Origin of the sequence: Pedobacter zeae (assembly GCF_014196715.1) — a bacterium.
GTDB classification, from domain to species: Bacteria; Bacteroidota; Bacteroidia; order Sphingobacteriales; family Sphingobacteriaceae; genus Pedobacter; species Pedobacter zeae.
This window is the reverse complement of record NZ_JACIEF010000001.1, coordinates 855,922-869,030: the sequence shown is the minus strand read 5'-3', so window position 1 is coordinate 869,030 and position 13,109 is coordinate 855,922. Positions and strand designations below refer to the sequence as shown.

5 protein-coding genes are annotated in these 13,109 nt (G+C 42.5%); all 5 read right to left on the bottom strand.

Annotated elements, in window-relative coordinates:
* Positions 1-24: 24 nt before the first annotated feature.
* A complete protein-coding gene (locus GGQ60_RS03545) occupies positions 25-2,841 on the bottom strand; it encodes a TIM-barrel domain-containing protein (RefSeq protein WP_183759999.1) in 2,817 nt (938 codons plus the stop codon).
* Between the two features lie 209 nt (positions 2,842-3,050).
* Positions 3,051-7,226 carry a two-component regulator propeller domain-containing protein gene (locus GGQ60_RS03540; protein WP_183759998.1) on the bottom strand — a complete coding sequence of 1,392 codons (4,176 nt, stop codon included), beginning with the start codon at positions 7,224-7,226 and terminating at the stop codon, positions 3,051-3,053.
* 152 nt (positions 7,227-7,378) lie between these two features.
* Positions 7,379-9,466, bottom strand: a complete 2,088-nt coding sequence (locus tag GGQ60_RS03535) for a beta-galactosidase (protein ID WP_183759997.1) — start codon at positions 9,464-9,466, stop codon at positions 7,379-7,381.
* A gap of 57 nt (positions 9,467-9,523) precedes the next feature.
* The gene (locus GGQ60_RS22870) at positions 9,524-11,308 is read right to left on the bottom strand and encodes an alpha/beta hydrolase-fold protein (RefSeq protein ID WP_221235870.1); all 1,785 of its coding nucleotides are present in this window, start codon (positions 11,306-11,308) and stop codon (positions 9,524-9,526) included.
* Positions 11,305-13,107 carry a glycoside hydrolase family 2 protein gene (locus tag GGQ60_RS03520; RefSeq protein WP_229685081.1) on the bottom strand — a complete coding sequence of 601 codons (1,803 nt, stop codon included), beginning with the start codon at positions 13,105-13,107 and terminating at the stop codon, positions 11,305-11,307. Before GGQ60_RS03520 ends, GGQ60_RS22870 begins: the two co-directional genes overlap by 4 nt.
* Positions 13,108-13,109: the final 2 nt, after the last annotated feature.

Here is a 13,109-nt window from a genome sequence, read left to right as displayed (position 1 = left end):
GTGTGTGTTTAAAGCAGCTGTCTATTAAAACTTTACTATTGTTTCGGCACCATTATAGCGAACGGTCTTCGATGCTGCATTTGTTTTGCCAATCAAAACTACCCGGAAGGTCCTGTTGGTTAGCATGCCATTAAAATTACCTTTACGTTTATGGATTACCAGCATGTCTTTATCGTTTGAATATTCAAAGCCGATGATAGAAAAAGCGCCTTTTTCATAATTATAGTTGCTTCCTTCATCTTCATATAAACTAAACTTGCCATCTTTACCTTTATAAACCCGGATCTCGATATCGTCGGCTTTCTTTTCTGAAGTATACTGCATTACCTCGCCAACAGGCAAAATGGTACCTGCCGGAACAAAAAGAGGGATACGCTCAAGCGGGGCTGCGACAGTTAACTTCTGGCCACCTTCAATTTGTTTGTGGGTGTAGAAATCGTACCATTTGGTTCCCGATGGGAAATAAACTTCCCGGTTACGCGCTTTGTAACTATAAACCGGGCATACCATTAAGCCTGAACCTAAAAGAAACTGGTCGCTCACGCCATAGGTTTTCTGATCAGCAGTATAATCCATTGCCAGCGATCTCATTAGGGTATAATCTTTATGGTATGCCATCCCGGCTAAAGAGTAGATGTAGGGTATTAAGCGGTAACGTAGTTCATCATAATAAACCAAACTTTTGTAAACGGGGTGACCTTCCGGGGCCAGGTTGTAAATTTCGCGGTAAGGGAACTGGCCATGGCTCCTGAAAAGCGGGCTGAATGCTCCAAACTGAAACCAGCGCAGGTTCAGTTCGCGCCACTCTTTTAAATCGGCATTTTCATTACCTGTTGCATCAAAAGCATTCTGGCCTTCAACATAGCGTTTTTCCACGCAAAAGCCGCCAATGTCCATCGTCCAAAACGGAATACCCGACATGGCAAAATTCAGACCGGCAGGAATCTGCGCTTTCAGGTCTTCCCATCTTGATGCGATATCGCCACTCCAGGTAGCGGTAGAATACCTTTGTAAACCTGCAAAACCAGATCGTGTTAACAGAAACACCCGTTTGTTATTATCCGCTTCACGCTGGCCGTTATAAATGGCATTGGCATTCATCAGGGCATAGGCATTAAAATATTTTGTAGAAGAGCCGAGGGCAGTGGGGCCACACAGTTTTTTGCGGTACTCCATATCGGTACAATCGCGAATGTTGGGTTCAGAAGCATCCATCCACCAGGCATCGAACCCCTTTACATACAGGTTCTCTTTCATCTGTTTCCAAAAGAGTTTTTGGGCATCGGGGTTATAGGCATCGTAGAAAGACCCAACATAACCTTTGCCTATCCAATCGCGTATACTATCCTGTACCGCTTGCATATACATCCACCCTTTTTGGCTAAATTGTTTAAAATGATCGGTTGTAACATAAAACTTTGGCCATACCGATATCATGATATGTGCATTTTCTTTATGTACCGAGTCTACCATACCTTTAGCGTCAGGAAACCTGCTCAGGTCGAACTGATGGCTTCCCCAGGCATTTTCAGGCCAGTAACTCCAGTCGAGCACAATATTGTCCAGCGGGATTTTACGCTTGCGGTATTCATCTACCACCTTTAACAGTTCATCCTGGGTTTTATAACGCTCGCGGCTCTGCCAAAAGCCCATGGCCCATTTGGGCATAATACTCGCCTTGCCGGTTAACGTACGGTAACCACTGATTACCTCATCCATGTTTTTACCGGATACGAAATAATAATCCATTTTATCGCCCATTTCTGACCAAAAAGAGATATTGCCATTTTTCTCTATCGGTGAAGAAGAAAGCGCTTTAAGGCCCACATAAGAAACACCTCCATCGGGTTTCCACTCCAATCTGATTTTGGTGCGTTTTCCCTTTGTTAACGGGAAAGAAAACCTAAAGGTATTCGGGTTCCATGAGGTTCTCCAACGCTCGGGCACCACCAATTTTCCATTCAGCCATACTTTGGTATAACCGGCATAATACAGGCTGAATTTGTAAACATCTGTTTGGTTGGCAAGAATTTCTCCCTCCCAGGTTACTGCGCCGTTGTTAAAATTAAAATCGGCAGGAAATTTCTTTACTGTTGTAAGGTTTTCATAGTCGATTGCCGATTCCTGGCGAACAATAGTTGCACTGCCTTTATTGGTATAAGTTGCGGTAAGTGTACCTTCCTTTCCGTCTTTATTGAAAAGACGAAACTGGTTCAGGTCTTTATAATCTCTAGGATCGCCGTATTTACTCTGTGAATAGTTATCCCATAAAATGCCATAGTTTTTTGTAGACATTATAAAAGGCACCGAAACTTTGGTGTTGTACTGAAAAAGATCTTCGCTTTTATGTTTATAATTAAAATCATCAGATTGGTGCTGCCCAAGACCATAAATCGCCTCGCCGGGCGTACCCGTAAAAACCTGCTGAAAGGTATAGCCCTTATCGTTTTCTACAGTTAAAGGGCTGAAGGTTCTCTTCGCCTCCTGAAGCAATACTTTACCGGCATGGTCGGTAAAAGAGATTGCACCTGAAATCAGGGAAATTTTTACTGTAATATCTTTAGTAGCCAGTTGTGCAAATGAAGCCGTTTTGGTTACCTTAAAAGGAACCGATGCTTTAAGGCCAGGCAATACGCAAAGACTCGTAACCTGGGGAATGGTGTTTTCGGGTGAAGCCTGCACCCGTATAATCCGGCTGTTGATCACATTTATTTCAATGGTCTTGGCTACTCCTGTCTTTGGGTGTATTTTTATACCATCCTGCAAGGTTTCAACAGTATCTGCCGCAAGCAGATGTGTTGTAAACAGCAACAATAGCATCAAAAAAGAGAATCTTCTCATAAAGGAATAATGTATTTTAATTGGTTAGAATAAAGCTGTCTGATTTATGTTCCAAAACTACAATACCACCATTTGGCCACAGAGCAGTAATGTTAAATATGTAAGTAGAAATGTTAACACAGCACCGATTAAAATGTGTTTTTAGAAGAAAAAACCCATTTTATTGATGGTTGAGAACAATAAAAAAAGAAGCTTAAAATGGTACGCTCTTAATTTACATTCCTTTTTTCTGCTATATATTCTGAAGGGAGTACATTGTATTTGGCCTTAAATGCTTTTGCAAAATAATTTGGCGTACTAAAACCCACCATGTAGCATATTTCAGATATGGTTTTGGTACTTTTCTCCAATAAAACTGCTGCTTTCTCAAGTTTAACAGACCGGATAAAGTCAACAGGGGTTTTACCGGTAACCCTCAGGCATTTTTTATAGAGCGATACCCTGCTCATCGCCATGTGGCTGCTCAGATCTTCTACAGAGAGCTGGGAATTATGGAGGTTTTCTTCGATGTATAGCAAAGCCGCGTTTAAGAATTTCACATCGTCTGATTCGATTTCCATTTCTGGCGACGACATGTTGACCTGTCTGGAATAGGTTTTTTTAAAGGTTTGATGCAGCGTGAGCAGGTTCTTGATTTTCGAGTGTAAGATTTCGAAATTGAAGGGCTTGGTCATGTAATCGTTTGCTCCTGTTTCCAAGCCTTTCAATTGTTCTTCCTCAGCTGTTAAAGCCGTTAACAGGATAATCGGAATATGTTTTGTCCGCTCGTCTGATTTTAATTTAGCGCAGAGTTCGGTACCGCTCATTTCTGGCATACTGATATCAGAAACGATTAAATGCGGGTGTAATGCCAGTGCTTTTTGCCAACCTTCCTTACCGTTTGAGGCCTCCACGATCTTATAATAAATACTCAGGTTATCTTTAAGGTAAAACCTGAAATCTTCGTTATCTTCTACCAATAATATCACAGGGGTATTTTTGGTCAACGCACGTTTATTTGCAGGCTCTTTTATCGTTTTTTCTTTATCATCGGGATCATATTGAACCGAAAAGTCTTCTTCCGTGTCGTCAGGCGTTGACTGCTCTTCTACAACGGGCGATAAGCGCAGCAGCAGTGTAAAACAGGTACCCTGACCAGGTTCACTTTCAACGGTTATTTCGCCGTCCTGCATTTTCACAAATTCTTTGGTAATGGACAGGCCAATGCCTGATCCCTGATTCAGAATGGACGCCGAAGTTTCATGCTGAAAAAAACGTTCAAAAATCTGTGCCTGTTTATCGGCCGGAATGCCTATTCCGGAATCCTGTATCTTCAACTCCAACAGAACTTTACCCGTTTCAGTTTTATTTAGCCGCTTATGCAGCATAACCTCTACTTTTCCACCCGGAGGTGTAAATTTAAAGGCATTGGAAAGCAAATTAAATACAATACGTTCTACTTTATCATGATCAAAATAGGCATACAAGCTTTCGATCGGGCTGGCGAAAGTCAGTTTTATCTGCTTACGTTCGGCCAGATCATAAAAAGAATCTGTGGCATCTTTGATAAAGGATACCACTTCGCCTTCGGTATTGTTTAACCGTAGCTCCTGTTCCTCCATTTTACGGAAATCGAGCAATTGGTTTACCATGTTTAATAAACGCCTTGCATTTCTTTTAATCATTGCCAGCTGCCCGTACCGCTCGTTTTCTTTTGCTGAAATTAACAGCTTATCAACCGGGGCAAGAATTAATGAAATGGGTGTTCTGAATTCATGGCTCAGATTGGTTAAAAATTTAATCTTTAGCAAATCCAGTTCACGCAACCGTTCTGCCTCTTTACGGTCTTGCTCCCGCAGCTGCCGTGCCTCAGCCCTTTCCTGTGCCAGGGCAAACTCCCGTTTAAGCTTAAGAATGCCCCTGCTGCGTACATACAGCAGTGCAAATCCTATCATTGCCATGTAAATGATATATGCCCAGGTGGTTCTCCAAAAAGGAGGTGAAACGGTAATGTTCAGGTGCGATTCGGCTATTGGAAGAGGATCATTTTCGTTAAAAGCCCTTACATGAAGGGTATAATTTCCGGGATCGAGGTTGGTAAAGGTAGCTTTACGCAGTTCTGATGAAACAGTAAGCCAGCGTTTATCAAAACCTTCGAGATTATATTTATAGATGATTTTATCCGGATTTAAATAATTGAGCAACGCGAACTGGATTGAAAAGATATTCTCCTTGTAGGTGAGATTTAAATTGCTGAGCGAGGTTATGGTTTCGGGTAAAACCACATGTCCGTTTATCCGTTCGCCTACACCAACTTTATGGTAAAATACCTCCAGGTCGGTCATCACCAAGGCAGCAGGTACACTGCTGTTTTTGATTTCGCTGGCCCTGAATATATTAAATCCACTTGGCCCGCCGAAAATCAGCTCACCTGCCTTGGTTTTACCCGCAGCATTGATGTTAAACTGGGTACTTTCAAGCCCGTCCAACTGGTTGTATTTGCTATATCTGAAGTGATAATTCTTCCCGTTACGGCTTACCGAAACCTTGAAAAGACCTTTCCGTGAGCTATACCAGATATCGTGGTGTTCATCCTCCAAAAGTTCGAACACCATATCTTCAGGCAATCCGGCAGCTTCATTCAGATTTTTGAATGTAGCCCTAACCGGATCGTATATACTGATTCCTTCTTTTGTACCGATCCACATCCATCCACGGGCATCCTGCAAAATAGAGTTTACATCGTTCTGGATCAGGCTGTTGCTGTCTGCAGGATTATTTTTCAGGTATCTGAAGGTACCACTTTTGTGATCAAAAATGTTAACACCTCCTGTGGTGCCAATCCAGATATTTTTATTCCTGTCTTCATACAAACAGGAAACCACATAAGAATTTATCGTATTTTTAATATCAGGATTAAAATGTTTAAATGTTCCGGTCTGGCGATCAAATAAGTTGAGTCCGCCATTTAGAGTCCCTACCCAAAGCCGGTTGTAAGAATCATTCAGCAAGGCATAAACGCGGTTATCTGATAGTTTATCGGGGCCCGGACCGGGTTTAAAATGCCTGAAGTTTTTTCCATCAAAAGCATCAAGACCTCCTAAATAAGTGCCGATCCATAATATGCCTTCGTGGTCTATTTCAAGACTTACCACAATGTCGCTGCTTAAAGAATTATTATTTTCGGGGTTATTGCGGTAAGTGGTAATCTCGCCGGTTATTTTATTTAAACGCAATAAGCCCTCTCCGTTGGTGCCTATCCATAAATTGTTGTGATTATCTTCTGCAAAGCAATTAACATCTTTTTTTATTGGGCTTTTACCAGCCAGATAAGGATTGGCCGGGAACTTATAAACACTTTTATGATAGAAACAAATTCCTTTTTTAAAGGTGCCAATCCAGATAATATGGTTGTTATCCTTGTATAAGGCTGAAATACTGTTATCGCTTAAGCTCCGTGGGTCGTTCTCTTTATTTAAGATATAGGTTAATCTCCTGGTCTTTTTATCCAGGATATTAATTCCGCCATGATCGGTACCAATCCAAATTTTTCCATCGTCTCCTTCAATTACACGGCTTACATTTTTGGAGCTTAAACCTGTATGGTCTTGCTTTTTCCCGAAATAATGAAACTTCTCGCTTGCCGTATGGAGATAAAACAGGCCAAAAGGATTGGTCCCGCTAAAAATATAGATATCGCCATCAGCGTCACTGCTGAAACTACACCAACTCGCCTGACCAGCAAAATACTCATATACAGCCTGATAACGGTTCGTTACCCGCTGTTGTTTTAGATTAAATTTGTCTATTATCCCATTATAGTAAACAACCCACAAATTACCCTTTAAATCATCAATAAAATCACTTATCTGAGTATTCTTCAGTTCATTTATCTGCTCACCTTTCAAAGTATATTTTTTCGACGTACGCGTCTTCGAATCGTAACCATAAATACCCTGGTTTTCGACATTAAAATATAACTTTCCACGACCATCTGTTTTTACCTCCCTAAGGTATCCACCCGGAATTTTATACTTCGCAAAATGTTTTTGCTGAAAGCTTTCAAACTTTTCGCTTGCCGCATCGTAAATACTGAAACCCTGGTTTGATTTGACCCAAAGTTCCCGCTCTGGGCCCTCAAATATGCCAATTACATAGCCATTTGGAAGGCTTGAACTGTCTTTTGAATTGTGCCTGAAAATCTTGAAATCGTGTCCATCGAATCTACTCAGTCCGGCCATGGTTCCAAACCACATAAATCCCTTATGGTCTTTATATATTGCGTTTGTTTGGTTATCTGATAAACCATTAGTAATATCAATACGGGAAAAACGGTAAGTATCTTCTTGGGAATAAAGTAAATTACACCACACCAGTGCACAGATCAGGGCTAAAAACCGAAGCATATTTTTTTATTAATACCGGATGTATCCGTTCAGCGGAAATCGGTCACTATCAAAAAGGCAAAATTTATAATCGTTTGGTTAACGTTAATACTGCTAATTTACAATAAAATCCCAACATAGGCTCAGCAATACTCCAAGTTTAAAATTCAGGTTTATTCTGTCCAAACCAGTACGCCGGCAGGCTCAAGGGTTTTCTTTCCGATAACAAGTTGCGCCGTTTTAGGGAGATTAAACGTATAATCGGTTGAAGAATAATTTACAGCCATGTAAAAGCCATCTCTCCAATATACGTAAATGCCTTTGGGATAGTTTTCAACGGTAGCTCCTGCACTGGTATATGTATTGGTTAAAATATCCTTTTCCAGTTCAAAGTCGGCAGTAGCTACGCCAATATAAGTTACTTCCCCCTTGCCAATTTTACGCTTTACCACAGCCGGTTTCCCTTTGTAGAACTGGTCCTGGTAAACGCCAACAACCTCCGAATTTGGTTTGGCCTGAAGCAAATCTGCCCAACTATTCCAGCCATAATGTTTTGAACCGATCTGAACATCGCCCCTGGATCGCCCCGAAAGCATATCTGTAGCCAGGATTTCGGCCCCTATCAAACCCGTTATTGGTACGGCAGTTTTGTCTTCCCAGAAATGCCCCATCCTGTTTTTGGTTGCAGTGCGGCAGGTAATTATTAAATGCCCGCCATCAGCAACATATTTTTCCCATTTTTTAATCAATGCAGCATCAGCCATTTCGTAAGCAGGCACAATAACAACACTATATTTAGAAAAATCGCTTGTTTCATTGATGATATCTACCGGTGCGCCAAGCGATTTTGCAGCCTCCATAAATTTAACCGGGTATCCCCAGGTATCCCATTGGTTGGTTTGCTTTTGCCGGTCTATTGTCCAGTAATTTTCCAGGTTCCAGAGGATACCTGTAGATCGTGCAGCCAGCTTTTGGGGCATTGTTTTGCCTGGTTTATATAATTTTCGCAACTGTTTTATTTCCTTGTTAAACTGAATATACTCCTCTCCGCCTGGCGAAGGTGTCGTACCATCGGTTTTTATCACCCCGGAATGGTATTGTTCGGCACTATATAATATCTGCCTGAAACGATAAGAGCAGGCCAGTTTTCCGCCAGCTGCAAATGAATGGTATAACCACATGCGTACGGTTCCGGGTAAAAGCAGTGGGTTATAGCTTCCCCAGTTTACCGGACCGGGTTGAATCTCCATTACACCGGATAATCCTCTCAATTGCTGATAGTACGAAGATGCGAATAATAATACCCTGCTATCGCCCAGCCTGAAGCCAAGCTCGCCGATATTATCGCTGCCGCCATTAGGATAGGCGGTATAGGCCGCAAAGTCGACTTTCTTTGTTCGGCCAGGATCAGCGCCGGTGCAAACCGCGGTATAATTGGTGGTAATGTATTGGGTTTTAGCAATGTGATCTCTTAGCAGCGCGGCCTGAAGATCAAGAAACCCGGCCTGCGCATCAGCGCAATAACGCTTAAAATCGAGCAAGGCATGTGGGTTATTTCCCCACCATCCCACCAGGTTGGTATTGTGGATCATAACCTGCTCAAAACTGTTATACCACTGACTCCAGAAAGCTGTGCCCCAGGCCTCATTTAAGGCCTCAATGGTTTGGTACCTGTTTTTTAGCCATTGCCTGAAAGCTTCCTGCGAGGATGGACTATAATCGGGTTTGGCATCGGGCTCATTATCAAGTTGCCAGCCAGTTATATTCTTGTTTTTTCCGTAGCGTTTTGCCATTTCGAGCACTATTTTTTCAACAAACGAGCGGTATTTGGAATTAACGATCGAACCCAGCCCCCTTGTCCCGTGTTCAGCACGGATATAATGCCCATCCATGATAAAAGTTTCGGGGTAGTTTACGCGCATCCAGGCCGGTGTAGTTGCCGATGGGGTGCACATCACCACTTTAAGTTTATATTTGGTGCAGAGATCAACTACTTTATCCAGCCAGGTAAAATCAAAATGCCCTTCTTCTGGTTCCATCTTAAACCAGGCAAACTCAGCAAGGTGAACAAACTCATAGCCCATGTCTGCAATCTTTTTAATATCGCGTTCCCATTGGTTTTCTTTCCAATGTTCCGGGTAATAGTATATCCCTGTGGTAATTAGATCCTTTTCCGGAAAATAGGCAGCTGCAGTCTGCGATTTTACCTGGATTGCACACAGTGCAGATAACAAGAGCGTTATTAAATACTTCTTCATCATTTATTCCAATATCTATTAATTGTTATGTATTCTTTCTCTTTACCTTCTTCGGTACCCTTATTTAAAGAGGTGCTGGGCAAAAAGATAGAGGTTGTTGGCCCACTCTGTATCATCGTGTGCATTCGAATCTACGTGCCATACGTGCGGCACCCCTTCTTGTTTTAAGTATTGGTGTACACGCTGGCTAACATTAAACAGGCCGTCTTTGGTGCCGCATGCCAGCCATAAAACTTTTAGCTTCTGTTTTGCAGCCAATGGATCGGGCAAAAGCTTAGCATCTGAAAGACCGCCGAACTGATTGGTATTGGGTGCCGAAGAGAAACCACCCACATAGGCAAAAGTATTGATGTGCGAGAGCCCTATATTCAGTGATTGACCACCGCCCATAGACAGGCCGGCAAGTGCACGGTGCCCACGGTCGGCATAAACCGAATAATGAGATTCTATAAAAGGAATAATTTCATGGAGTAAATCATTCTGGAAAGCCAAACCGTAACCTTTATAGCCTCCTTTTCGTTCCTCCTGCTCATCCGGTTTTGGGTTATTAACGGTTACATTGGTATTGCAGTTAGGAAAAACAATTATCATTGGCTTAATTTTACCTTCACTGATCAGGTTATCGATAATGGTATTAGCATTAATCCAGTATGGCCATTGGCCATTACCCGAATTGAGCCCGTGCAACAGGTAAATTACCGGGTAACGCTTAGCGCGCGAGTAGCCCGGTGGCGTGTAAACCAACATTTCGCGCGATTGCCCTGATGCTTTAGCGGTATATTGAACTGGGCTGACTGTACCATGGGGTATGTTGTCGCGTTTAGTTCTAAAACCTACCGGTGGATCATTAAACGCAGGTTTGTCGTCAGGGGCGAGTTTTACAGTCCTGTCAAAAATGGGTTTTTCTGCTTCCTGCCCTTTGATGTATCCCCTCACCTCCATCCATTTCCGGCAGGCCTCAGGCCATAATGATTCCGTATTTTTAGAATGTGCAAGTCCATAGCCGTGGCCGCCAGTCTGATAAATATGCAGTTCGCAGGGAACATTGTTTTTCTCCATAGCGAGTGCATAAACCACACTGTTTTGTACCGGAACCGTTTTATCATCAATAGAATGTACCAGGAAAGCGGGTGGTGTTTCGCTGTTTACCTGCAGTTCGTTTGAAAAGTAGGTTACCCTTTCTGACGCCGGATTTTCGCCCAATAAATTTACTTTTGAACCTTTATGGGTAATATTTTCCTGCATGGATATTACCGGATAAATCAATATCGAAAAGTTTGGCCGCACACTGGTTGTATCACTAGCGGATGATACCTTATCCTTAAAATGAGTGGATATCGAAGCAGCGAGATGCCCACCTGCTGAAAATCCCATTATCCCGATTTTCCCGGGATTGATCCCCCACTCTTTAGCGTTATGCCTCACCAGGCGCACCGCTTGTTGTCCATCCATTAAAGGCCCGATTGCTTTATCGGTCATGATCGCATGATTTGGCAAGCGGTATTTTAACACGAAAGCTGTTATTCCGAGGCTGTTTAACCATTTAGCCACTTCCTTTCCCTCGTGGGCAATGGCCAGTCCTGAATAGCTGCCCCCCGGACATATAATTACTGCTGTTCCGTTAGCGGTTTCGCGCGGGGCAGGATACACATCAAGTAAGGGTTTTGAAACCAAGCTCATCCAGCTGTTTGCCGAATCTACCTGCAGCTTGTAGTTGGCATCAGCAATGGCACCGGGCGCTTCTCCATCCCAAAGATAGATCGACCTGGTTTGACCAAAAATATTCATAGTGGCCATTAAACAGCCTAAAGTCAATACGACTTGTCTTAAACTTATAGCTTTCATTTTCTTTTATAATATTTTTCCATAATAAACCAGGCCTTTTTTCTATCGCCTTTTTCGGATAACAGGCCTTTTCTGTTATATCCTTTCTGATAAATGGGATGCATTCGGCCCAATGAACGATAATCAAACAAAAGCCATGGGGCAACCCCGCATAAATTGGGGGTGGTGTTAAACATCCTGAGCTGGTTGATATAAATTTGCTGTTGATATTCTTCACGCCACGAAGCAGCCTCGTCTGCTGCTCCACTATTGTTACCAAACAAAGCCTCTCCACCGAATTCGGAAATAAAAACCGGTTTATCCGGAAAGGCTACGTTCCAGGTTACATTTTCGGGCTTACCCTGCCAAGGTATATACCAGCCAATATACTCGTTAAGCGAGATGAGATCGGCATACCTGTAAAGGCTATCCCATACCTTAAAAGAATTATTGTGATAGGCCTGGCTATTGGTAACGTGCGTGACCAACCTGGTAGAATCGAGTTGCCTGCAAACCTGGGTTAATGCCGCAAGTGCCTTGGTACGGTTTGGCGTAGCATCGTAGGTTTCATTAGAAAGGCTCCAGATTACTACGCTACAGCGGTTCCTGTCTCTGCGAACCATTTCTTTGAGCATCAAATCCATTTTTGATAAAACCGCTGTGTCTGAAAATTCAATATGCTGGTATACCGGCAATTCGCTCCACACCATTAATCCCATGCGTTCAGCCTGTTTTACCATATTCTCGTTATGAGGATAATGTGCCAGCCTGACCAGATTACAGCCCAACTGTTTTGCCTGGCCTAACAGCAATATTGCATCCTCTTTAGAAAATGCTCTTGCCCCTTTAACCGGGTTTTCTTCATGAATATTTGTTCCTTTAAGAAAAATTTCCTTGCCATTCAGCATAACTTTATTTCCCTTTACTTCTATGGTTCTGAAACCGATCTCATCTTCAACAGTATCGGTTTCAGTCTCTATAACCACTTTGTAAAGTTTGGGGTAAGCTGGCGACCACAGGTTAAAAGATGAGGAAAATTGTAGCCTGGCAACTCCTTTGCTATCTGACTTTACTGAAAGCTCGACTTTCAGTTCAGGAATTTTAATTTTAATCCGTTTTTGTTTATCTGCTCCATTCAATTTTACCCACCCCAACACTTCTTTTTGGCTTCCTTTCCGGCGCTGAATGCTATAATCTTCAATGTAAGTATTGCCCGTTTCAATAAGGTTCACATCGCGGGTAATGCCACCGTAGTTTAGCCAGTCGTAGCCTAATCCCGGAAGTCCGTTTTTCAGCCTTTTGTTATCAACCTTAACAATCAGCGCGTTTGTACCCGGTTTAATTTTTTTGGTTACCTCGAATTGAAATGGGGTAAAACCACCTTCGTGGCTTCCAAGCTTTTCCCCGTTCAGGTAAACATCTGCCAGGTAATTTACTGCACTAAAATGGATGAAGAGCCTTTTATTCTTATCCGGCGAATAACTAAATTCTTTCTTATACCATACAACACCCTCAAAGTAGGTTAATTCGCACATTTGAGAATTAAAATCACCGGGTACTTTCAGTCGGGGGCTACCTTCAAAAGCATATTCTACAAAATCGGTTTTTAATAAGGGCTTTTTTTCCTGCCATATCTGCCTCCATTCGCCAATACCGGTAGGATCAAGAATAACATTCCATTCGCCGTTTAAGCTGGTAGCGTTTCTGGATTGCACATTAATCATAGCAGTCTGTGCATGTGCAGTACCCGCTACGAGCAGCATAGATAAAACAAGCCATGCCCACTCTTTAAGTAATATTTCCGCTAGTCTTTTGTTCATCC